Annotated in this window: 22 protein-coding genes; 11 read left to right on the top strand and 11 right to left on the bottom strand. The window is 44.4% G+C overall.

Features of this window, described 5'->3' with window-relative positions; all coding sequences use genetic code 11:
- The first annotated feature begins 257 nt into the window (after window positions 1-257).
- From katG to F8C76_RS11160, 4 genes are all read left to right on the top strand, one after another.
- The gene (gene katG / locus F8C76_RS11175) at window positions 258-2,477 is read left to right on the top strand and encodes a catalase/peroxidase HPI (RefSeq protein ID WP_439108298.1); all 2,220 of its coding nucleotides are present in this window, start codon (window positions 258-260) and stop codon (window positions 2,475-2,477) included.
- A gap of 86 nt (window positions 2,478-2,563) precedes the next feature.
- Window positions 2,564-3,043, top strand: a complete 480-nt coding sequence (locus tag F8C76_RS11170; protein ID WP_152131791.1) for an ankyrin repeat domain-containing protein — start codon at window positions 2,564-2,566, stop codon at window positions 3,041-3,043.
- Window positions 3,044-3,050: 7 nt separating this feature from the next.
- Window positions 3,051-3,674, top strand: a complete 624-nt coding sequence (locus tag F8C76_RS11165; RefSeq protein ID WP_152131790.1) for an NUDIX hydrolase — start codon at window positions 3,051-3,053, stop codon at window positions 3,672-3,674.
- 11 nt (window positions 3,675-3,685) lie between these two features.
- Entirely contained in the window at window positions 3,686-4,459 is a 774-nt protein-coding gene (locus F8C76_RS11160) for an amidohydrolase (RefSeq protein WP_152131789.1), read from the top strand.
- On the opposite strand, the gene F8C76_RS11155 is transcribed toward F8C76_RS11160, so the two are convergent.
- Window positions 4,446-6,065 (bottom strand): Ig-like domain-containing protein, encoded by a 1,620-nt coding sequence (locus tag F8C76_RS11155; protein ID WP_152131788.1) that lies wholly within the window; start codon window positions 6,063-6,065, stop codon window positions 4,446-4,448. The two genes, F8C76_RS11160 and F8C76_RS11155, sit on opposite strands and share 14 nt — an antisense overlap.
- 70 nt (window positions 6,066-6,135) lie before the next feature.
- Window positions 6,136-6,711: a ComF family protein gene (locus F8C76_RS11150; RefSeq protein WP_249042405.1), complete on the bottom strand. Its 576-nt coding sequence runs from the start codon at window positions 6,709-6,711 to the stop codon at window positions 6,136-6,138.
- 165 nt (window positions 6,712-6,876) lie between these two features.
- Here F8C76_RS11150 and F8C76_RS11145 point away from each other — a divergent pair, with 165 nt between their 5' ends.
- Complete coding sequence (locus F8C76_RS11145; RefSeq protein ID WP_129653676.1) at window positions 6,877-7,773, top strand: DUF8428 domain-containing protein; 897 nt, start codon at window positions 6,877-6,879, stop codon at window positions 7,771-7,773.
- 36 nt (window positions 7,774-7,809) lie between these two features.
- A complete protein-coding gene (locus F8C76_RS11140) occupies window positions 7,810-9,351 on the top strand; it encodes a glycine--tRNA ligase (protein WP_152131786.1) in 1,542 nt (513 codons plus the stop codon).
- A 31-nt stretch (window positions 9,352-9,382) separates the two neighbouring features.
- Here the strand turns inward: F8C76_RS11140 and F8C76_RS11135 are convergent, their stop codons facing one another.
- Window positions 9,383-10,894 (bottom strand): hypothetical protein, encoded by a 1,512-nt coding sequence (locus F8C76_RS11135; protein ID WP_152131785.1) that lies wholly within the window; start codon window positions 10,892-10,894, stop codon window positions 9,383-9,385.
- A gap of 369 nt (window positions 10,895-11,263) precedes the next feature.
- Complete coding sequence (locus F8C76_RS11130) at window positions 11,264-11,776, bottom strand: DUF3124 domain-containing protein (protein ID WP_152131784.1); 513 nt, start codon at window positions 11,774-11,776, stop codon at window positions 11,264-11,266.
- 314 nt (window positions 11,777-12,090) lie between these two features.
- Here F8C76_RS11130 and F8C76_RS11125 point away from each other — a divergent pair, with 314 nt between their 5' ends.
- Window positions 12,091-12,279: a hypothetical protein gene (locus F8C76_RS11125; RefSeq protein ID WP_152131783.1), complete on the top strand. Its 189-nt coding sequence runs from the start codon at window positions 12,091-12,093 to the stop codon at window positions 12,277-12,279.
- A gap of 11 nt (window positions 12,280-12,290) precedes the next feature.
- Here F8C76_RS11125 and F8C76_RS11120 read toward each other — a convergent pair whose 3' ends face one another.
- Window positions 12,291-13,397 carry a Gfo/Idh/MocA family protein gene (locus F8C76_RS11120; protein ID WP_152131782.1) on the bottom strand — a complete coding sequence of 369 codons (1,107 nt, stop codon included), beginning with the start codon at window positions 13,395-13,397 and terminating at the stop codon, window positions 12,291-12,293.
- Window positions 13,398-13,435: 38 nt separating this feature from the next.
- A complete protein-coding gene (locus F8C76_RS11115) occupies window positions 13,436-13,990 on the bottom strand; it encodes a cysteine hydrolase family protein (RefSeq protein WP_152131781.1) in 555 nt (184 codons plus the stop codon).
- A 131-nt stretch (window positions 13,991-14,121) separates the two neighbouring features.
- On the opposite strand from F8C76_RS11115, the gene F8C76_RS11110 reads away from it, so the two are divergent.
- Together F8C76_RS11110 and F8C76_RS11105 are read left to right on the top strand one after the other, a co-directional pair.
- The gene (locus tag F8C76_RS11110) at window positions 14,122-14,886 is read left to right on the top strand and encodes an exodeoxyribonuclease III (protein ID WP_152131780.1); all 765 of its coding nucleotides are present in this window, start codon (window positions 14,122-14,124) and stop codon (window positions 14,884-14,886) included.
- A gap of 61 nt (window positions 14,887-14,947) precedes the next feature.
- The gene (locus F8C76_RS11105) at window positions 14,948-15,988 is read left to right on the top strand and encodes an NADP(H)-dependent aldo-keto reductase (protein ID WP_152131779.1); all 1,041 of its coding nucleotides are present in this window, start codon (window positions 14,948-14,950) and stop codon (window positions 15,986-15,988) included.
- Window positions 15,989-15,990: 2 nt separating this feature from the next.
- Here the strand turns inward: F8C76_RS11105 and radA are convergent, their stop codons facing one another.
- The 5 genes from radA to panC form a co-directional block, all read right to left on the bottom strand.
- On the bottom strand, window positions 15,991-17,352 hold the full coding sequence (gene radA / locus F8C76_RS11100; RefSeq protein ID WP_152131778.1) for a DNA repair protein RadA: 1,362 nt from the start codon (window positions 17,350-17,352) through the stop codon (window positions 15,991-15,993).
- A gap of 136 nt (window positions 17,353-17,488) precedes the next feature.
- The gene (locus tag F8C76_RS11095) at window positions 17,489-18,634 is read right to left on the bottom strand and encodes an alpha/beta hydrolase (RefSeq protein WP_152131777.1); all 1,146 of its coding nucleotides are present in this window, start codon (window positions 18,632-18,634) and stop codon (window positions 17,489-17,491) included.
- A gap of 25 nt (window positions 18,635-18,659) precedes the next feature.
- Complete coding sequence (locus F8C76_RS11090) at window positions 18,660-19,625, bottom strand: lysylphosphatidylglycerol synthase transmembrane domain-containing protein (protein WP_152131776.1); 966 nt, start codon at window positions 19,623-19,625, stop codon at window positions 18,660-18,662.
- 2 nt (window positions 19,626-19,627) lie between these two features.
- Window positions 19,628-19,978, bottom strand: coding sequence for an aspartate 1-decarboxylase (panD, locus tag F8C76_RS11085; protein WP_129653662.1), 351 nt, complete (start codon window positions 19,976-19,978; stop codon window positions 19,628-19,630).
- A 12-nt stretch (window positions 19,979-19,990) separates the two neighbouring features.
- The gene (gene panC / locus F8C76_RS11080; protein WP_152131775.1) at window positions 19,991-20,839 is read right to left on the bottom strand and encodes a pantoate--beta-alanine ligase; all 849 of its coding nucleotides are present in this window, start codon (window positions 20,837-20,839) and stop codon (window positions 19,991-19,993) included.
- A 102-nt stretch (window positions 20,840-20,941) separates the two neighbouring features.
- Here panC and F8C76_RS11075 point away from each other — a divergent pair, with 102 nt between their 5' ends.
- Window positions 20,942-21,751 carry a glycogen/starch synthase gene (locus F8C76_RS11075; RefSeq protein ID WP_129653660.1) on the top strand — a complete coding sequence of 270 codons (810 nt, stop codon included), beginning with the start codon at window positions 20,942-20,944 and terminating at the stop codon, window positions 21,749-21,751.
- A gap of 5 nt (window positions 21,752-21,756) precedes the next feature.
- A complete protein-coding gene (locus F8C76_RS11070) occupies window positions 21,757-23,607 on the top strand; it encodes a DUF4270 domain-containing protein (RefSeq protein WP_152131774.1) in 1,851 nt (616 codons plus the stop codon).
- Window positions 23,608-23,717 lie beyond the last annotated feature (110 nt).

Below are 23,717 nucleotides of genomic sequence, written 5' to 3'. Positions count from 1 at the left end.
TATAATGTTCTTAAGGCATGAGGCTATGAAGCCCGTAAGAAGCCATACTATAAAGATAAGGGATGGTAACGCCCCTTTAAGGGGGTGGATATGCCAAATCAAGGGGTTATTTCCGTAAAAACAGAGGGCAAGATCAGAATGGCTATAAATAGATAATGTTTATGTTTTAATAGTATTTTAATATTAATTATCTATACTATTGAAGGGCATTTTCGTAAATTTATAAAGGATAAAAATAACGTAAACAACATACTATCATGAGTAAAGAAATGGCAAACGGGGCAGATGCAAGTCAGTGCCCTTTTTTGAGTGAAGTGGCCGGTGGGGGTACACAAAATGAAGATTGGTGGCCCAACCGACTTAAGTTGGAACTTTTGAGCCAACATTCGGAAAAATCAAATCCGCTAGGAGAAGATTTCAACTACGCCGAAGAATTTAAAAAACTGGATTATTCAGCACTGAAGAAGGATCTTTTGGATGTAATGACGGATTCACAGGATTGGTGGCCTGCGGATTTTGGTAGTTATGCCGGACTGTTCATCCGTATGGCATGGCACAGTGCAGGAACGTATCGTGTTAAAGATGGCCGTGGAGGCGGTGGACGTGGTCAGCAACGTTTTGCACCTTTAAATTCTTGGCCTGACAACGTAAGTTTGGACAAAGCCCGTCGCTTGTTATGGCCCATCAAACAAAAATACGGTCAGAAAATATCTTGGGCAGACCTTATGATTTTGGCCGGAAACGTTGCCTTGGAGTCGGCAGGGTTCAAAACCTTTGGCTTTGCTGGAGGTCGTGAAGATGTATGGGAACCGGATCAAGATGTATATTGGGGTAACGAAACTGAATGGTTGGCCACGAGTGACACACCAAACAGCCGCTACCAACATAATAAGGAAGAGCGTGAAATCGAAAATCCATTGGCAGCCGTGCAAATGGGATTGATTTACGTAAACCCTGAAGGCCCGGACGGTAATCCCGATCCTGTGGCGGCGGCACATGACATTCGCGAAACTTTTGAGCGTATGGCCATGGACGATGAAGAAACCGTAGCATTGATTGCGGGAGGACACACCATCGGAAAAACCCACGGTAATGGAGTTGGCGAAAAAGTAATGATGGATGCTGATCCGGAAGCAGCAGATTTGGCATTGCAGGGCTTTGGATGGGAAAATAAAAATGGTACGGGAAAAGGTTCAGATGCCTTTACTTCTGGATTGGAAGTGATTTGGACATCAACCCCGGTACAATGGAGCAACGATTTCTTTAAGTTCTTGTTTGAATATGAGTGGGAATTGACCAAGTCTCCAGCGGGAGCACACCAATGGGTGGCTTCAAACGCTGAGGCCATTATCCCAGATCCTTTTGGTGGGCCTAACCGAAAACCAACGATGTTGACGACAGATCTTTCATTGCGTTTTGATCCTGCCTACGAAAAAATTTCACGTAAATTCTATGAGGACCCAGCAGCTTTTGCTGATGCCTATGCTCGTGCTTGGTTTAAGTTGACTCACCGTGATATGGGACCTGTTTCCAGATATCTTGGGCCAGAAGTGCCAAAAGAAGAATTGATCTGGCAAGATCCCATTCCGGCAGTGGATTATACGTTGGTGGATGCTTCGGACGTAAAAGCCTTAAAAGCAAAAGTATTGGATTCCGGTGTTTCCGTTTCAGATTTGGTGTATACCGCTTGGTCATCTGCCGCTACTTTCCGAGGTGGGGATAAGCGTGGTGGTGCCAACGGCGCCCGAATCAATCTGGAGCCCATGAAAAGTTGGGAAGTGAACAAAGGAACCGATAAAACCATAACTGTTCTTGAAGGGATTAAAGATGAGTTCAATAGCAATGCCGGTGGAGGTAAGAAAATCTCCTTGGCCGATATGATTGTTTTGGCGGGTAGTGCCGCTGTTGAAAAAGCAGCCAGTGATGCAGGGGTTCCAACTGAAGTTCCATTTGCCCCTGGACGTAATGATGCGACCCAAGAGCAAACGGAGGTTGATTCTGTCGATTATTTGAACACGCCTTATGATGGATTCAGGAATTATGTGGTGAAAGGCGTAAAAGTTCCCGCAGAGCATTTGTTGGTGGATAAAGCACAACTATTAACGCTTACTACTCCCGAGATGACTGCTCTTGTTGGTGGTTTACGGGTACTAGGTGCCAACTTTGATGGTTCAAGGCATGGGGTGTTCACCGATAAGATCGGGGTGTTGAGCAACGACTTCTTTGTGAACTTACTCGATATGTCTACTGAATGGAAGGCTGCCAATGAGGAGAAATCACTTTATGAAGGAGTTGATCGCAAAACAGGCGATTTTAAATGGTCTGGTACACGGGTTGACCTGGTATTTGGTTCCAACTCCATCTTGCGCGCCCTCTCGGAAGTATATGCTGAGGCTGGGTCAGAAGCAAAATTTGTAAAGGATTTTGTGGCAGCATGGACCAAGGTTATGAACCTAGATCGTTTTGATCTGGCGTAACAAAATTAGAAGAAAAAGAAAATTAATTGCCAAAGCTGCCATGACCCTCACGGTTGTGGCAGTTTTTTTATAAATTTCATTCACGTATGGATCAAGTGGAATCTTTTTTCAACCACATCAGAAGTGGTGATACCAAAGTAGTTGCGCAGCTTCTTGCCTCCAACTCCAAATTGTTGGAAGTAAAGGACCAAAGAGGCTCTACCCCATTATTGCTCGCCACCTATTATGGCCATGGTGAGCTGTCCCAATTTCTTTTGGAAAAGGGCGCTCAGGTAGATGCCAAGGACGGTTCGGGAAATACAGCTTTGATGGGGGTATGTTTTAAAGGATATGTGGATATTGCCAAGCAGTTGATTGAGGCTGGGGCCAATGTCAATCAGAAAAATGCCATGGGTGCCACCTGCCTCATTTATGCCGTTACCTTTAACAGGCCGGAGATTGCGGGGTTGCTTATGGAATATGGTGCAGACATTTCTGTGAAGGATGCCAAGGGAAATACGGCATTAGATCTTGCCAAGGAGCAGGGAAATCAACCATTGGTGACCCTATTGCAAGAAAACACATAGATGTTATATGGATTCCAAAGCGCAGCTCAATCTCGTTAAACGTATCAAGGCCATTTCAGAAACGGGATTGGTGTATGCCCAGGACCCCTATGATCGTGAACGGTATGAAGAATTAAAAGTCATAAGCCTGCAATTGATGGCACAGTTGGGCAATGTGCCCATGGAAGTCCTGAAGGATTTTTTTCTGCCCCAAGACGACTACCCTACCCCTAAAGTGGATGTACGTGCTTTTGTGCTGAACGAAAAGGATGAAATCTTGATGGCGCGGGAAAGTATTGATGGCAAATGGACCATTCCCGGAGGTTGGGCAGATATTGGCAGTACACCCTCGGAAACCGCAGTAAAAGAAGTTAAGGAGGAAACCGGGATTGAGGTCGAGGCGATACGCTTATTGGCCGTTTATGATAAACAAACGCATCCACATCCTCCGGCACCCATATATGTGTACAAACTGATTTTTCTCTGCCAGATGAAGGGAGGTGAACTCAAAGCTGGGTTTGATATGCTGGATGCTGGCTTTTTTCCTTTGGATCAACTTCCCGAACTTTCCGAGGAACGGATTTTGGAAGAGCAGATAATAGCATTGTTTAAAAACGCAAAGTCTATGGAATCCAAAGTGTATTTCGATTAAAAAACAAACCAATGTCACAACAGCTTACAATTGCTTTGATTCAATCCCAGCTGCATTGGGAAGCTCCACAACAGAACCGAACTATGTTCGAGGAGAAAATTGATTCCATTTCCAATGATGTGGATGTCATTGTGCTGCCTGAGATGTTCACTTCCGGATTTACCATGAATCCCAGCAATTTGGATGCATTAGAGGGCATCAGAACAGTGGAGTGGATGCAAAGTCAGGCCAAAAAGAAGAATGCAGCCGTTGTGGGCAGTATGGTATTTCAAGAAGACGACAAGTTTTTCAATCGGTTGTGGTTTGTTCAGCCAGATGGAGGTCTTTCAACCTATGATAAAAGACACACCTTTACCTTGGCGGGAGAAGATAAGGTCTATACTGCTGGAAATGAAAAAGAATTTATTGATTTTCGGGGATTCAGGATATGTCCATTGATCTGTTATGACCTTCGATTTCCGGTATGGGCCCGCAATGTTGAAAATTATGATGTCCTGATTTATGTGGCCAATTGGCCCAAACCCCGGATTGGGGCTTGGGATACACTACTGAAAGCCAGAGCTATAGAAAATATGGCTTACACTATAGGGGTGAACAGGATTGGACAGGACAACCTGGGACATGAATACTCGGGGCATTCTGCAGTTTATGATGCACTGGGAAATCCTATTGCGTATTCAGAAAAAGAAGAGATTATTTATGCCACCTTGGATAAAGCGCATATAGAATCCAACAGGGAGAAACTTAAATTTTTAGAGGATAGGGACGACTTTACTCTGAAATAATGAAATTCTGCTCCAATTCCCAGTTGGCCCGCACTTCAATGACGTCGGGATAATAACTGATCCGTTCGGGTTGCCTTTTTTTGAGATAACTCCCTGTGTCCCATTTCCCGTTGCCATTGTCATCAAAAATGACCCGTACCACATAATTTCCGGGGTCAAGGTTGCTAAACTCAAAAATCTTTGATTCGGGAGCAATGATTTCACGTTGAATCTCTCCCTGCTCATTGGTCAATTGCAATACAAGTGGATATTGGACGGCCCCGCCCAAGGTCATTCTTAGGTTACCATAATCGGCATAACCGCTCGTTGAAATAGCGTAGTCCAGGGTGTCGTTCTGCATACCAAAGAAATCCGAAATGGCCCCCGGGAGTAGTGATAATCGGTATTTCTGGTTAGGCTCTATCTCAAAATCAAACTCAACCTTATTTTCCAACGTATCCAAAACATGACTAAAGGGAGCCAGTAGAGAGTCACTCACCACCAAGCCAATTTTTGTGGTGTCCACATTGGCAATTGGGGTATTGGCAAGTATGCTAAAAGTATCCTCAAAATTGAATTTTCCCTGAATGCCAGAGGTCAGGGTCAGGGAATCCAAGGGGAGTTTTCTGGTCTTTACGGTAAACGTGTCAATACGCTCCAATTTTTCATTGGTAACCGTGAAAATGATGGAGTCCAAATCCGTAGGCGTGATCCAATAGTTCAAGGTGTCTTTTTCGCGGTCTTTCAATATTTTGGTTTGCACCGAATCTGGCAATTGGGTCAAGGTTTCTATTTGCATGTCCTCATGGTCGCCTTGATACCCGAAAATGATCCGGTTCTTGGCCGTATAGCTGGGAACGGAAACACTATAATCCGGCTCTTCCAAAAACAGGTTCAGTAAATAGGTGGAATCCGTTGGAATGGTGATGGTGTCCTCAAGAAATCCAATTTTGTCCTGCTTTTGGTTGAACATATTGTTTTTGTTCACATCCTTTAGGGCAAAGAGAGCATATTTCCCGGCCCTCAAATTTTTAAGCTCAAATAGGGGAAGGCTGTCTCCCGTACTGGCAATATAATTGGGGGGATTTTTATAAATGGTGGAATCGGTATAAGCAGTATCAATTTCATACAGCATTACACTGATGAACTGATCGGCCTTTTTGTTGAAAGCATCTTTTACCGCACCAGATAAAGTCAAAGAGTCTATATACGTCCCAGTGGAGAAAACATAGGTAAGAAAGCTGTTGGGGTTGCCCTCATTGTTATCAACTATACTCTGCCCGAAATTGAGGGTGTAGGTGGTATTTTCACGCAAGGTGTCTTTGATAAGGATCTCGATATATTTTCTGGGTCCGCCTTGTGGCGTTATTTCCGGGGGATACTTCAAGGGAGGGGAAACCACCAGTTGGTTCTGAACGTCCTGGAGTTTTATGAGCTCATCAAAATAGAGTCGGATTTTTTGGGCCTCAAAATTGATGCTGAAGTTATCCGGTTCCGTACGTACAAGCTTTGGTGGGGTAACATCCTCAGGTCCACCTGAAGGAGAACCTCTTCTGGCGCATTGCCACAAGGCAAGGCCCATCAGGGCGAAAAAAAGAAAACCCAACAATTTTTTTACGTACGCCATGCCAAAATCCATGTGGGGCAAAGAAACAACTAATTTAAAAATTGAAGGTACGCATTAATAAAATTTAACCCTAGGGAACCACAGCCATGCTCAGGACTGAGATATCCTTGGGCTTGAGCCGCAGAAGGGCTTTGGCGCAAGATTCTATGGTAGCCCCGGTGGTGATGACATCGTCCACCAGCAGCACATGCCCAAAATGCACTTTTGCCATAGGATTTACCACAAAAGCTTCTTTTGAATTTTCCCAGCGCAGCAGTCTATCCTTTTTTGTCTGGGTTTTGGTATTTAAGGTCTTTAGGAGTAGGTCGTCCCGGTATTCCGCACCAATGGCCTCGGCAATTTTTTGTGCAAAAAGGGCTACTTGGTTATACCCTCTCTTTTTCAATTTTTTTGGATGCAACGGTACTGGGATAACAACATCAATTTTTCCAAGACCCATTTCTTTTTTCAAATGGGCACCATACCAATCCCCAAAAAAGCCGCCAATTTGTTCTTGATTTTTGTATTTTAACGAATGCAGCAAATTTTTTACAATCCCATTTTTGGTGAAAAAAACAAAGGAAGCTGCTTTTTTTATGGCAATTCGTCCATAAAATATACGATCTACGGTGTTTTCATCCAAGAAGTTATGATCGGTGAGTGGCATCTCATGTCGACAAACGGCACACAAAATGCTTTCTCCTCTGAATAATTGGGCATTACATCCAAAACATACCTGTGGCAATAGGATGTTGTTAATCTCGTTTATTATCTTAGCCAACCTTTTTGGTATCAAATCTTATACGCGTTAGAGTAAGTAGTCTGTCAACCCATGAGCCCCCAAGATAATCATTTCAACTACAAGATCATATTTGCCGCGCTGGTTGCGGTCATTGTGGGGATTCTCATTGCTTTCTACTATAGTTATGCCCAATCTAGGAACCAGATGTCGTTCTTGGAGCAGGAAAAATCACTTTTGGTAAAAGATCTTACCCTCATGAAGGCCGAGGTGGATCGTCTTTCTGGGCTTAATGAAGTGAACGATATTGAACTGCAGACGTCAAGGTTTAGGGTGCAACAGCTCTTGGATTCTGTGGGAAGGCTCAATTTCAGCATTACCAAACTCAAGGAAACCCGAAAGGAACTTCGCAAATTGGAGGTGCGTTTTGACAGTCTTAAATTGAAGAACAACTTTCTGCGGTACAACAATAGCCTGTTGGCCAGCAAGTACGAGGAGACCCGTAAGCAACTCGAAGATTTAAGGGGAAAGGCCAATTCCATGGAGCAGACCGAATCCTTGCTTAGGGAAACCAATCGGGAACTTACCCGGGAATTGCGCATTAAAAGCTACCTGAAATTGCAGGATGCCGAGGGAAGTGGATTCCGATTACGGGCTGGAAGGCCCATAAAGACCAATAAGGCCTCCACCATTGAAAAATTGAGAGGATGTGTTACCATTCTGAGCAATGCAGGCGAACGTGGTGATGTTAAGGTGCTCTACCTACAATTTTTGGACCCCAACATGGCCGTTGTCGAGGACAATGCCAATACCATATCCGTCAGCGGAAACATCTACAGCAAAAAAGTGGAGATTGTTTATACAGGAAAGGAAATCAGTATTTGTGATGCCATTACCGTCCCCGAAGGTTCCTTGACCGAGGGAATTTATACCCTAAATGTTTTTGAGGACGAAAGATTGCTTGCCTCCACCGAATTTCAGCTAAAATAGCATACTTCTTTTTGGGTAAAATTCTATTTTTGCCCAATGGCAAATCAGGAAGACATTTTTAAGAAGGTTATCTCCCATGCAAAGGAATACGGGTATGTGTTCCAATCCAGTGAGATTTATGATGGACTTAGCGCAGTTTACGATTACGGTCAGAACGGTGCTGAGCTAAAGAAGAATATTCGTGAATATTGGTGGAAGGCCATGGTGCAGCTCAATGAGAACATTGTGGGCATAGATGCCGCCATCTTTATGCACCCCACCACATGGAAGGCCTCTGGCCACGTGGATGCCTTCAACGATCCGTTGATCGACAACAAGGATTCCAAGAAACGATATAGGGCCGATGTTTTGATCGAAGATCATGTGGCCAAAATAGAAGCCAAGATAGAGAAGGAGGTCGCCAAGGCCGCCAAACGTTTTGGGGATAGTTTTGACAAGGAGCAGTTCCTGTCCACCAACCAACGTGTAGTGGACTATCAGGCCAAGGCCGATGAAATCCTAAAACGAATGGGGAAATCCCTTGAAAACGAAGATCTGGCCGATGTCAAGGCTCTTATTGAGGAGTTGGAGATCGTTTGTCCGCTTTCGGGTTCAAAAAATTGGACCGATGTAAAACAGTTCAACTTGATGTTCGGCACCAAGTTGGGAGCTTCCGCCGAGAGTGCCATGGACCTTTATTTGAGACCTGAAACCGCACAGGGTATTTTTGTCAACTTTTTGAATGTTCAGAAAACAGGAAGGATGAAGATTCCGTTTGGGATTGCCCAAACCGGTAAGGCTTTCCGTAATGAGATTGTAGCCCGTCAGTTTATCTTCCGTATGAGGGAATTTGAACAGATGGAAATGCAGTATTTCATCAAACCAGGTACCCAAAAGGAATGGTACGAAGCTTGGAAGGAAAAACGTATGAAATGGCACCTTTCCTTGGGAATGGGCGCTGACAATTACCGTTTCCACGACCATGAAAAGTTGGCCCACTACGCCGATGCGGCCGCCGATATCGAATTCAAGTTCCCATTCGGGTTCAAGGAGTTGGAGGGAATCCACTCCCGAACCGACTTTGACTTGGCGAACCACGAAAAATATTCAGGCAAAAAACTACAATATTTCGACCCGGAGGAAAACAAGAGCTATGTGCCCTATGTGTTGGAAACCTCAATAGGTCTGGACCGTATGTTCTTGGCAGTTTTCTCCAACTCATTGCAAGAGGAAGAGCTTGAAAATGGATCTACCCGGACCGTATTGAAGATTCCAGCAGTATTGGCCCCCAACAAAGTGGCGGTTTTGCCATTGCTCAAAAGGGATGGTCTACCCGAGGTGGCCCAAAACCTAGTTGATGAGCTAAAATGGGACTTCAATGTGGATTATGATGAAAAAGACGCTGTAGGGCGCCGTTACCGTCGTCAGGATGCTGCGGGGACACCGTTCTGTGTTACTGTGGATCACCAAACTCTGGAAGACGATACCGTGACCATTCGTCATAGGGACACCATGGAGCAAAAACGTGTAAAGCTTTCCGAGGTCAAGGACATCATCTCCAAGGAAGTGGATATGAGGTATTGGTTGCAAAAAATTTAGGTAGCTATTTATAGCTGCCCAAATTTATTATTTATCTGCAAGTTCTTGGAATATAATGCTGACCTGACATTCCAAAAACCTCTATGGAGCCGTTTGGATATTTATAAAACATGGCTGAAATGACGCCATAGGATTTTCGGCCATCTTCCAGAGGATATTCCGTTCTAAATATTGCTGAACATTTGGAGTGGGTATACCTGTTGAAAACATCGTATACTTTGGTCCATGAAGTTTTGTGGCTCACCGTATTGGTAAAGGTTTCTGGCCAACCTTGTGCTTTGGCATACTTTCTTAAAACGGTTAACAGCGTTTTTGTTTCACTGTCATTGTTTATGGCTCCTTTAGGTGGTCCAAAATCTGTGGCGCAAAGTTTGCTCAATCCATCGTCCGTGATGTTGAATGTGATCGGGCCTGTAGTAGCCACAAAAACTTTGTCATCTTCATCGTAATTGGAATCTGCCGAGTGTACATACTTTTTAAGCTCAAATTCATATTTTTTTGAAGGCAGGTTGTTTTTTAATACATACTCCATGAATTTTTCCTCCATGCTATCATCAGTAAGGAGAAAAATAGGTTTCCTCACCGAGGTCCAACTATTTACCTGCTTTTTCTGTTCATCGTAGAAAGGACCCTCTTCATATGTGGCCACCAATTGGCCATCCAAATAGAACTCGTTTACGACCCTGACATCATGATTGTTTTTTTTGGCCCAATATCCCTCAACTTGTAAAATTTCTACGGGAGGTTTTATTTGTTTGTAAAAGGTCCGGGAATATAACTTGTCGCCTATGGTGAATTCGTTTAAGTCAAACGGTCCTTTGTTATCATGAACAAGGTTGTCGGTTTTTGAAAGTACAATCCGTCCCGCCTCTTTTTGCTGCACCTCGCCCAAGTACATGCCATTGCTTTCAGAACCTGGGATTTCAAAATCCAGTACTTCTTTCCTTAACGTATTTTTATCCTTGTTGCCAATAAATATTACACCTGCAAAATCCCCACTGTAATAAAATTCAATAATAATGTTGTCCTCTTGCTTATAGGCAGTTAACTTCAGGCCATTTACGTCATTGATTTTTCCTTCTATTTTTTCTGGCGTAGGGGAGGTGGAGCTTGGATAGCTGATGAAACCTTTATATATCTTTCCTTTAAGTGTCTTAAAACTGATGTCCATAGTATTGGCTAGGCCATTGGAGTCAAAATTATCTAAGGTTACTTCTGTAAAATAAGATGAGGAAGTTTGATAGCTTCCAGGTTTGAACGGACTGAGTGAACCTACGAACTCGCTAATATATTTTTCAGCATTTACTATACGGGTGTTAATGTCACTCATGTCACATTCTGGATAAGATTCGGCGATTTTGTCCCTTTCATCTTTGGCAAGTTTAAGGGTGTATCTTAATCTGTCAGGTTTAAGGGTGGCCTTATCATTAAGGGCCTCCTCTACTTTCTGTATTTTTTGATCAATGCTTTTTACGTAGGAAGCTACGGCTTTACAACCATCTTTATTTGTTGTTGGGTCTTGGTTTTTACTTTTTTGTGGCATAGTACGTGTACTTTTATTAGGAATGTCTGTTTGGGTGTCCGGTTTACTGTCAACGGCCTTTTCAACCTTTTTTTCAGCCTTTTTTTTAGTTTATTGAGCAATTGTGCTTCAATGGATTGTACGGTTCCTAGAGCAAGAACCATGAAAAATGTTACTTTGAGTATCGCTTTCATAACGGTCGTGTTTGGATATAACAAAATTCAATATCCAAACATCTTCCAATGTTATAGTGCTTCAATTGATGGATGCCCTGTTTCAGTTTATGAATACACTGTTTGAGTTCACGACACAAAAAAAAATCCACTCTTTATGGGAATGGCATGATACAATCTCTATAAAGGCTTTTAAAGGAAAATTATTTGGGTAGGATTACTCCACCCGGATACCCTTGGTGGTAAATGACAGCCCTTGCTGCCCTGACGTGGATATCATGACCCCTTCAAAATAGGGTTCGTGTGAGGTGGGTTTTATGCTCCAATCAAACAGGAAATTGGCCCCTGTTCCCCCGGCCGGGTCCTTTTCGTCTATGACGATTTCCACCGTTTCCATGGGTTTTATGTAAATGGGGGCATCAAAATAGGTGCGTATGGCGTTGCCGTGGGTATCAAAATATTCCGCCTTGCGGATGTAAATGGAATCCTTGAGGTTGGTATTGCGCATGCTTATGGTCGCCGTGAGGTTGTGTGTGCGGTGCTCGGTTTCGCTATAGACCTGAGAGTAGACCGAAAGATAACTGCTCCCGTTCACCAAAGAATCACTGGCAGAAAGGGTCACGGTACGGGCACTCCAGTTTATGGGGTCCACGGAACTGACCTCTTTCGGGGCCTTTTCGGCACAGGACAGGACAAGCAAGGACAATAGGATCACGACCAACTTGGGCATACAGAATATTCTAGTTTGACTAAGATACGGAATAGTGAAGGTTAAAAAATTGGTTCTCGATACTTTTCCTTCGGAAAAACTTGAACTGACGGGTTTTCTATGTCACATTGAGCGCAGTCGAAATGTAGACACTGCCAGAATACCCCTTTTTTTACATCCCATTATTTTTGACCATGTTTATGAGACCCTGAAACAAGTTCAGGGTGACGGTTCTTGTGTTCAATCAAAACCCTCACTAAAAAATCATCAAGGGTTATGTCAAAAGCTACTAATTCGTAGTAATATATTTAAAAATTGGTAAATATCTTGTCGGCATGAACCCAATACAAATGGCCCAACTCAACGCATGGATCACCGACACCTACGGCAGCCCAGCGATCTTGGCCCACTACCTGGACCTGGCCGTGGAAATGTTGTTTTATCTGGAAAAGGATTCCTTTGAACAAATGGAGATACAGAACGTGGTCACTGCCTTAAAGGGCATGGAGCGGATGATGCGGTGACCCCAACCAAGCTACTTTTTCAACACCACCGTCTTGCCCTTTTTGGCACTTTGGCGGGCGGCATCCAAGATTTCCATGACCACCATATTGTTCTCCAATGCCGTAAGGTCGGAGGGCTGTAGGCTCATTTTGCCCCTTACCACGGCAGCTAGCACGGAAAAAGGATCGTTGTTGGGCGCTGGGCGCTCCTCCAAGCTCATTTTTTCTTCTTGGTAGCCATCGTACCCCTCGGCCATACGTATGCGAAGGTCGTTTCGGTTATCGGCATAAATGGCCCCGGTAAGGCCGTAGAGCTCCATGTCCTTTCGCCCAATGGGCCAGTTCCACGAAGGTTCCAAAATGGCCTGGCAATCGTCATAGGTAAGGATAATGGTGGCATCATCGTCTACCTTGGGGTTGTTCCCCGGCTGAAACTGTTGGGTCACGGCCGTCACGGTATTGGGCCTTGCCCCTTTTTTGAGCCAGGTCATGAGGTTGGCCCCATAACAACCAAAATCCGTAATGGCGCCCCCACCGTTAAGGACAGGATCTTGTAACCAATCCAAAAACTCTTTGTTGACCCCTATTTTTACGGGCCCTTTGTGGCCATCGCGCACGATCACTTTTCGGAGGTCACCGATTTTCCCTTCATCCAACAATTCCTTGGCCTTATGATTGGTAGGGTACCACGTGGTCTCGTAATTGGTAAGCAGGTGGATGTTGTGCTTTTCGGCCAATGCCTTCATTTTTTGGGCGTGGTCCAAGCTTACGGCAAGGGGTTTTTCCACCATCACATGGATGCCCTTGGGCGCACAGGTCTCTACCACGCTCAGATGTTCAAAAATAGACCCGAAGGCAGTAACGGCTTCAGGTTGGGTGGCCGCGATCATTTCCTCCAGCGAATTGTACACCAAATCCATGGAAAAGCCATGTTGCTTGGCATAACGTTGGGCCAGTTCCCGGTTGGGTTCGGCGATGCCCACCAGTTCAATATCGCCCAGATCTTCACGACCCAAGATCCAATGCACGTGGGCATGGGAGAGTCCGGCCACCCCGATTCGCACTGGTTTTTCTTGGGCGAAGATGGGAACAGCGTTCAAAACAAGACACAATAACAAAAGAAATCCGGAACGTAACATAAGGCAATAAAAAAAGGGTTCAGCCTTAAAAATAAGAACTAATCCGGTAGGTTTTTCAATAAAGTGGCTGTGCTTACTACTTCGGCAAACTCGTCCTTAAGGACGGCCAAGTTGGTCTGGTGAATGGTTTCGGCGGAATACCGTTTTCCGTCCGCCCCAATTTTGTCAAAGGCAGCAGTGGCATCGGAAATCAAAGTGACATTGAAGCCCAGATTGGCGGCCATCCGTACCGAAGTGGACACGCAATGCTCCGTGGTAAGCCCTACAATGACCAAATCTAAAATGTTCTGGGCCTTGAGGCTGGATTCCAGATTGGTGCCGATAAAAGCGCTGTTCACATTTTTTTGGATGACAGGCTCCCCTTCCATGGGCGTCACCAAGGGATGGAGGGCATGCCCCTTTTTGGAAGGGTGCAAGGGAGAATCCGGGTTTGTGGAACAATGCTGTACATGGAAAATGGGCCAATTTTTCCTTCGGAAGGCATCCAGAATTTTTTGGGCATTGCTTTCTGCCTCGGGATTGTTGCGCTCGGTGCCGTAAAATTCAATTTCCTGAAGTCCGGTTTGTATATCGATCAAGAGCAAGGCCGTCATACCCAAAAGTTTTAGGGTGAAATTACGGATAAGAAGCCTATTATGGTACAATTCTTTTCTTCAATGGGGATATTGATAAATTCAATTTTAAGGAGCCAATCACAATGGCTATTTTTAAGGAAAATTTAAAGATGAAGATAGTTTCGTACAACGTAAACGGTATCAGGGCGGCCATGAACAAGGGCTTTGTGGACTGGCTCAAGGCCGTAAACCCAGATGTGGTGTGCCTGCAGGAGACCAAGGCCATGGAAGAGCAGGTGGAGACATCGCTCTTGGAGGAAGCCGGATACCCTCACCACTATTGGTTCAGTGCCCAAAAGAAAGGGTATAGTGGGGTGGCCTTGCTTTGCAAGAAAGAGCCGGACCATGTGGAGTACGGAACGGGAATCGATTATATGGATCATGAGGGCCGTAACCTTAGGGCGGATTATGGCGATGTTTCCATCATGAGCATGTACCTGCCCTCCGGGACCAACTTGGACCGCTTGGACCACAAGTTGATGTATATGGCCGATTTTCAAAAGTATGCGGACGAGCTTCGAAAGGAACGTCCCAACCTGATTGTTTGCGGGGATTATAATATCTGTCATGAGGCCATCGACATCCATGATCCGGTTCGCAACAAGAACGTTTCCGGGTTTTTGCCCGTGGAGCGCGAATGGATCGGGAACTTTATCAAGAGTGGTTTTATAGACAGTTTCCGGCATTTCAATAAGGAACCGGACAATTATACATGGTGGAGCTACCGTGCCAACGCAAGGGCCAATAACAAAGGCTGGCGCTTGGATTATGGTATGGTGAACGAATCTTTGGAAGACCGGCTGAAGCGTTCGGTCATTTTGGCCGATGCCAAGCACAGCGATCATTGCCCCATTCTTTTGGAGTTGGAAACATAACAATTCCCTTAAGAGCCACAAATACGGATTATGTACCTTAGACCTTTAAATATTTAGTTTGATGAAATACACGAGAATTCCACATACTGACATTCGTATCAGTAAGATTTGTTTGGGCACCATGACCTGGGGGAGACAGAACAATGAGGACGAAGCCCATGAACAAATGGATTATGCCCTGGACCAAGGGGTCAATTTTTTTGATACGGCCGAGATGTATCCCGTTCCACCCAAAAAGGAACTGTATGCCGTGACCGAGGAGCTTATTGGAAATTGGTTCAAGAAAACCGGGAACCGCGATAAGGTGGTCTTGGCCACCAAGATTGCCGGTCCGGGGTATGCAGCGAAAGAAATCAGGGATACCGGTTTTAGCAGAGATTCCATCATAGGAGCCGTGGAAGGAAGCTTAAAACGATTGCAAACGGATCATATTGATCTGTACCAATTGCATTGGCCGGAACGGAACACCAATTTTTTCGGTCAGCGTGGTTTTAATGCCCATGCCATTGATGGTTGGGAGGACAATATCCATCAGGTATTGGAAACCCTTCGGGATTTGAAGGCAGAAGGAAAGATAAGACACGTTGGTATCTCCAACGAGACCCCTTGGGGCACCATGCGATATTTGGAAGAGAGCAAAGTGCACCAAAGTCTACCCCGTATGCTCACCATCCAGAACCCGTATAGTTTGCTAAACCGATTGTTCGAGGTTGGACTTTCCGAGATATCCATGCGGGAACAGATAGGGCTTTTGGCCTACTCACCCATGGCATTTGGTGTGTTGAGTGGCAAATATTTAGGAGATGTGCCACCCAGAAAGGCAAGGGTGACCCTTTTCCCCCAATACGACCGATATAGTAGTCCTGCTGCGGTTGAGGCAACCAAAAAATATGCCGAGTTGGCCAAGGAACACAATTTGAATATGGCCCAAATGGCTTTGGCGTTTGTGAATTCAAGACCTTTTGTAACGAGCAATATCATTGGAGCCACCACTATGGAACAACTCAAGGAAAATATTGAAAGTATTGAATTAAATCTTTCAGATGAGGTGTTGAAAGGGATTGATGAAGTTCACAATTCCATCCCCAATCCGGCGCCATAAGCTTACCCAAACAAAGAAGAGACAATATCCTCGATCTTGGATACTTTATGTATTTGGATCGAGGTATTTTTTAGCCCAATCTTATTACTCTTGGAGACAAAAATGGTTGAGAAACCTAATTTTTCGGCCTCCAAAATTCGCTGGTCCACCCGCTGTACCGGTCTAATTTCGCCGGCCAGGCCTACCTCCGCTGCAAAACAGATGCCTTTTTCAATGGGAATATCGGCATTACTGGATAAAATTGCGGCCAAAACGGCCAAGTCAATGGCGGGATCATCCACAGAAATCCCTCCGGTGATGTTCAGAAAGACATCTTTGGCGGCCAGTTTAAATCCGGCCCGTTTTTCCAATACGGCCAAGAGCATGTTCAAACGTTTAGCGTTGAATCCGGTGGCGGAGCGTTGAGGTGTTCCATAGACCGCGGTGCTTACCAAGGCTTGGATTTCTATGAGTAGGGGTCGCATACCCTCCACGGTGGCAGCAATGGCCGTTCCGCTAAGGTCTTCGTCATTTTTGGAAATGAGCACTTCCGATGGGTTGTTCACTTCACGCAAACCACTGCCCTGCATTTCATAAATGCCCAGCTCCGCGGTGGAACCAAAACGGTTTTTCAAGGAACGTAGGATGCGGTACACGTAATTTCGATCTCCTTCAAACTGTAGGACCGTGTCCACCATATGCTCCAAGATTTTAGGACCTGCAATGGTGCCATCTTTGGTGATGTGTCCCACCAAAATGACAGGGGTATGGCTTTCCTTGGCAAATTTGATCAACTCCGCCGCACATTCACGAATTTGGGAGATACTTCCGGCGGCAGATTCTATATAATCGGTATGTAGGGTCTGAATGGAATCGATGACCACTAAATCCGGTTCCAACGAAGCAATTTGCTGAAAAATATTCTGGGTCTTGGTTTCGGTCAGTATGTAGCAGTTTTCGCTGTTGGGTTGGATACGGTCTGCCCGCATTTTGATCTGCCGTTGACTTTCCTCCCCGGAAACATATAGGGTTTTAAAGGGCAATTTCAAGGCAATCTGGAGTAAAAGCGTGCTTTTTCCAATACCGGGCTCACCCCCCAACAAGGTCAAGGAGCCAGGGACAAGACCTCCGCCCAACACCCGGTTGAACTCTTGGTCTTTGGTATCCAAGCGAAGTTCACTTTCATGTGTGATTTCAGAAACACGAAGCGGTTTGTTGGCTTTTTTGTCCGAAACACTGCTGGCCTTCCAACTTCTTTTGTCCACTTTTTGGACCACCTCTTCCACAATGGTGTTCCATTCCTTACAGGCAGAACACTGTCCCACCCATTTTGCATATTGGGTGCCACAGTTTTGGCAAAAAAAAGCGGTTTTGGTCTTGGCCATTCCAACTAAATGAGGGGCCTAAAGATAGGGATTTAGATGGATGGGTTTATTGGATTGTTGGAATTATGGATTTTTGGACAACTGGATTTTTGGATGGATGGCGTCCATCAATCCATAATTCCAACAATCTACAAATCTAATACCCGAAGTCGGCCTTGAGGGCATCGATTTTTTCGAGGGCCATATCCTTGGTCAAAAAGTCGATTTCCTCCATTTGGAACGCCTTTTCGAAGGTTTTGAAGGCTTTTTTGGGTTCACCGAGCTCTTCGTAATATTCACCCTCAAAGTAGAATCCCATCATGGTTTCCGGATATTGCTTTTTGCAAAGTTCGGCCAAGGGTTTCAAGGATTCGATATCCTCTTTTTTTCTACAGGCGGCATAGATGGCCATAATGTCATTGAGTTCCACCGGTTTTTCAAAACCGAACAATTGCTCGATCATGGTATATCTGTCCTCAAGATATTTAAAGACAGGATCTGTGGAAGTAAGTATTTCTGTCTTGTATTCCTTGGGACTAATGGGGCGGAATATTTTGAAGACATTGTCAAATGCTTTCCCAATGCCATACGGAATGATGGAAACATGGTCGGCATTGTCATATTCATCAAAGAAATAGTGCAGGGACTCCTTGGTTATGGAATTGATGCTGTGGTTCATTTGCAGAATACGCTGCCGATCGTCCGAAGCTTCTTTTTCCACAATGACATTATAAAAAATCACTTGGTCCAAGGCAGATAACCGTTCCGGGACCCGGTTTTCCATTTCGGTGGCCAATACGGGCGATATGCTTATGTAGGAATTGAAAAGGGAACGATCCTTGAAAAGAAAATAATTCCCAAAATTGGCAGTGATATCGTAGCCAATGAACATTTTAAAGGGAGCAATTTTGTACGTGGTCGCCAAATAAGGAATGATTTCGGTACCCAAAAATTCGTAAAACATCTTTCCTTTTTCCGATGGTAGACCTGAGACTTCATCATAGTCACAGTCTTCCCAGCGGATATCATTTTCCCCTTGACCGATGCCTACCACAATGGCCTGTGGCATGCGTCCCAATCGGCTTTGGAACTTTATATTGGCCACTACCAAATCAAACAGATATTCGGCATCCAATACCACTATCAAGGGATACTTTTTTTCCTCGGTATAATCTTCGGGAAAATAATAGGAGACATTTCTTCTTTCCTGTAGTTTGAAGGATTCGAAAATCTCGTGTTTTACCTGAGCGCCAAGGTTCAGGCAAACGAGGCCTATCAACACAAATAGTAGACGGTTTTTCATGAAAAACGAATTTGGTGGCTGGGGTTTACCGATTCCTATTCAATAACGGTAATACAATAAAGGATATTGTACCAAAAACCACCACCATGAGGGTCTGTGCAATCCACATGATCCACCCAAAGGCATCGCCAGATACGGAGCTGATTCCATAAATACCCAAGGCTGCACTTACGGCAATAGGATACAGCCCTATTCCGCCATTGGTTGTGGACATGGCAAAGGCGCCACCCACAAAAGCCACCAACAATTGTCCCAAGCTTAGGGACATGGTCTCTTCAACGGTGTGTTTTATGACCCAAAACATACCAAAATAAGCTGCCCAAATAAAAAGGGTGTGAAAAATGAACGGCCACTTGTTCTTCATTTTAAAAACACTGAGCACCCCATCTTGCAGGCCGGTCAGAAAACCTTTCAATTTAAGGGCAAAAGGCGAGTTGGATTTTCGGATGATGTAGGTTCCCAAAAACAACCCTACGATTCCCACCAATAAAATTCCTGCGGCGCCAATAATATTGACCCCCTTTTCTTCCAAAAAGCCCAAGATAAAATCGGTCTGAAGCACCAAGGTGATCATAATAATGGCCAGCAACATTATCAAATCCACAACTCTTTCGGTGACAATGGTACCAAATCCTTTTTCAAAAGGGACTTTCTCGTAGGTGGTGAGTGCAGTGGCCCTTAAGAACTCCCCTGATCTGGGAATTCCCAAGTTGGCAAAGTAAGAAATGAGTACGATCAAAACACTATTGATGAACTTTGGGTTGTACCCCATGGGTTGCAGTAAATACTTCCATCGAATAGCCCTTGAGATATGACTGAGAATTCCAATGAGAACCGAAACGAAAACCCAAAAAGGGTTGGCATTGGAGATATAATGAATGATTTGCTTGCGCTCCTCCGGTGAAGTGGAATTGTAGGAATACCAAACCAAAAAAAGCCCAAAGGCAATGGGAATAAAAATCTTAAGGAATTTTTTCAGGGAGGTGCCCAAAACTAGTTCAGTAGATTGGTGGCTTCATTGGGGAAGACCAATGCTGGATTGAAGGATTTTGCTTCCTCAATATCCATCCATGCATAGGTGATCAAAATCAACACGTCACCTACCGCCACTTTTCTGGCCGCGGCGCCGTTTAGGGTCAGTTCCCCTGAGTTTCTTGGTCCGGGGATGGCATAGGTTTCCAATCGCTCGCCATTATTGTTGTTCACAATCTGGACTTTTTCACCTCGGATGATATTTGCGGCATCCATAAGATCTTCATCAATGGTGATGCTGCCAATATAATTGAGATCGGCCCCGGTTACTTTTACCCTGTGAATTTTAGACTTTACAACTTGTACTTGCATGGTGCAAATGTATCAATTCAATCTTAGATTATCTATTAGGCGAACATCATCGGCATAAACGGCAATGAACGCCCTATATTTTTTGTTTTCCTGTTTTTTTAGGATGGGTGTCAGGGTGTCTTCGTCCGCTATTTGAAAATACTCCAGCTCAAACAGGGGATTTTTTTCAAACTCATCCTTTACCCAGCCCGCAATACTTGATGCACTTTCCGTGCCAAATTTGGATTTGGCAGTTTGGAGGGTTTCATAAATGAAACTGGCTTCTTTTCTAGTCGGTTTTGACAGGCGTTCATTACGGGAGCTCATGGCCAGACCGTGGGGTTCACGCTCTATGGGACAGCCAATGATCTGAAAGGGCAATTTTCTCAATTCCACCATTTTGCGAATGATCTGCAATTGCTGAAAATCCTTTTCCCCAAAATAAGCCTTGTCCGGGGAAACCGTTCTTAAAAAGGTTTCCACAATGGTGCCCACACCATTAAAATGACCTTCCCTGAATTCACCTTCCATGACCTTGTCCAAACCATCAAACTCATAGTGCTTGGATGCTATATTGGAGCCATAGATTTCATCAACCGAAGGAACAAATACAATGATCTTTTCCGAAACATCCTTTAAGATGTTTATATCCTGGTCAAGATTTCTGGGATACTTGTCAAGATCGTCTTTTTTGTCAAATTGGGTTGGATTTACAAAGATGCTCACTACCACCAAATCGTTCTCCAAAAGTGCCTTTTTTACCAAGGAAATATGGCCTTGGTGTAGGGCGCCCATGGTGGGCACCAAACCAATGGTGTGGTTTTTGTCGCGTTCTTCCTGTAGAAAGGAAATCAGTTCTTTTTTGCGGTCAAATAGGTGCATCACAAGGATCAAAAGCGTGCAAAAATACTATAAATACTGGTAATCAGCATAATTTTTGTACTTTTGCAGCTACGTTTTTCGGATAAACAAAAGAAAGTGTTTATGAATGGCAAAAAGATATTGTTCGTATCTTCTGAATTAGTTCCTTACCTCCCAGAGAATCCAGTTTCCTCAATGTCGTACGAAGCGCCCCGCATGGTCAACAGCAATGGCGGGCAAATACGCATTTTTATGCCGAGATATGGAAACATCAACGAGAGAAGGCATCAATTGCATGAGGTGATACGCTTATCTGGGATGAATCTGGTGATCAATGATATGGATATGCCCTTGATTATTAAAGTGGCATCCATTCCAAGGGAGCGGATACAGGTATATTTTATCGACAACGAAGAATACTTTAAAAGAAAGGCGACTTTCACGGACGCGGATGGAAATTTGTTCCCGGACAACGATGAGCGGGCCATCTTTTTTGCCAAGGGCGTTGTGGAAACCGTTAAAAAATTAAACTGGAGCCCGGATATTATCCACGTGCACGGTTGGATGGCTTCCATGGTTCCATTGTACCTCAGGGAGTATTACGCAGATGAACCTTTATTTGCGGACAGTAAAATAATAACCTCCATTTATAACAAAGGATTTGAAGGGGAGTTGGACAGCGAAATGATCAACAAAGTTGCCTTTGATGGGATAGACAAAGAAACCGTTTCTGCCCTGGCCAAACCCGACTATAATAATTTGTTAAAGGTTGCCGTAGATCATTCCGATGCCATTATTTTAGCCGCGGAAGAGGTGTCTGAGGAGATAAAAGACCACATTGCCAATCTTTCCAAACCCGTATTGCCCTACGTTTCGCTTCAGGAAGCGGAGGAAGCATACACAAATTTCTATAAAACAGAAGTTTTAAAATAAATTGCATGAGATTTTCCAAGATCGTAAAAGTTTCAGCTTGGGTTGGAACTTTGTTTCTGCTGATTGCTTCTTGTGAAGACGAACTGGACACCATAGGTGAAGGTGTTGTTGGTGGGGAGCCCTTTACAACGGGCAGGAGGACCTATGAGGTTTTTGCTTTCAATAAAAGTATCACAGCGGTGCAGACCAACAGGTTGCCCCTGTACCAATTGGGAACCTTTAATGATCCCGTATATGGAAAAAGAAATGCCAGCATTCTTTCGCAGCTATCTTTGCCCAACAGGGTGGGTGATCCAGTTTTTGGGGATTCGTCCCAAGCAACGGAAGATACTGCAGATTCTGACAGCAGTGCTTCCACTGTTCCCGAGGAAGAAACCGTAAAAGAGGTATATCTGAACATCCCGTTCCAGACACCTCCTTCGACTACTAAGGATACTGATGGGGATGGAGTGGACAATTCGTTGGAAAGGACCGAAGAAGATATTTATGACCCAACATCCGATTGGGATGGGGATGGTGTCAGTGATATTGAAGAAACTAATATTGGGTCGGATCCATTTAATGCCGATGAAGATGGAACGGCAGATGATTTTATACCCAATGTCTTCAGCAGGACTTTTGATTTGGATAGTATTTATGGGGACAGGGACGCAAGTTTTGAGATTTCGGTATACCGATCCAATTATTTTTTAAGGGATTTGGATCCCAATACCGGTTTTCAAGAGGCCCAGGAGTATTTTTCCAATCAGGATTTTTCCAGTTTTATAGGGGAAGAACTGACCATGGCAGATAACAAGACCATAACCATTGATAATAAGGAGGTGCTCATTTTTGCCGAAGATGATCCGGATACTGAGGATGTGGATGAGTCCGAAACCGTGGTCGCCTCGCGACGCCCTCCGGGCATACGTGTGCCCCTCAATCCGACCTTTTTCCAAGAGAACATATTGGATAAAGAAGGACAGTCCGAACTTTTGAGCCAATCCAACTTCAATGACTTTTTAAGGGGCATATATATTACGGGTACGGGAATGGATGAACTCATGTTCCTCTTGGATCTTACCGAAGCCAATATTACCATAACCTACGAATATCAGGATTATGACAGTGAAGCGGAAGAAGTGGTTCCTGCGGAAAGGGATTTTGTGCTGGGTTTATTGCTGAGCAGCAATGGAATAACATTGGGCAATGCGGTCAATGTTTTTCAGGATGAGGAACTTACGCCGGAAATCGCTGGGGCACTTGACAATGGTGAAAATGCTTCACGGATCTATGTGAAAGGGGCAAAGACCCTTACCGAAATACGACTTTTTGATGATGTTGTAAATGGTGGGGCGAGTGTCATTAACGAAATCAAGGCAAATAATTGGATTATCAACGAAGCCAATCTGGTCTTTTATGTAGATAGAGAAACATTGGGAGACGATGCAGTGGAACCACCAAGATTGTACTTGTATAATGCAGAGACCAAACAGCCCATATTGGACCCCAATACGGAGAGGAACGCCATTAATGTAGTGGATGCCAACAGTGCTCCATTGGGATTGTTCCTTAATTACGACGGAATCCTCAAAAAGGAGAACAGCAAGGGAGTGCAGTATACAGTTAGGATAACCGAACATTTAAATGATATTATCGTCAGGGATTCCACCAATGCCGTTTTGGCCTTGACCACAACCTCAAATATATTCTTCACTGGATTACAAGAGGGAATAGGAGAAGGCGGTCAGGCATTGGATGTTCCTATCAGGGCGAGTATAAGCCCCTTGGGAACAGTGCTTTATGGAAGCAATGTGTCAGGTTCTGAAAGCGATAAAAGGTTAAAATTGGAGATTTTCTACACCAAGGCCAATTAAAAACAACTTCTTGTGGCCTATTTTAGGTCGTTCATCGGTTTGCCGATGTCGTTTTGTCTATTTTTGGGCAATAGATTATAATTTTATGGGCCTAAACCCAAAATGATCAT

The organism is Flagellimonas olearia (assembly GCF_009184425.1).
Lineage (GTDB): Bacteria > Bacteroidota > Bacteroidia > Flavobacteriales > Flavobacteriaceae > Flagellimonas > Flagellimonas olearia.
This window is presented reverse-complemented; position numbering and strand designations above follow the sequence as displayed.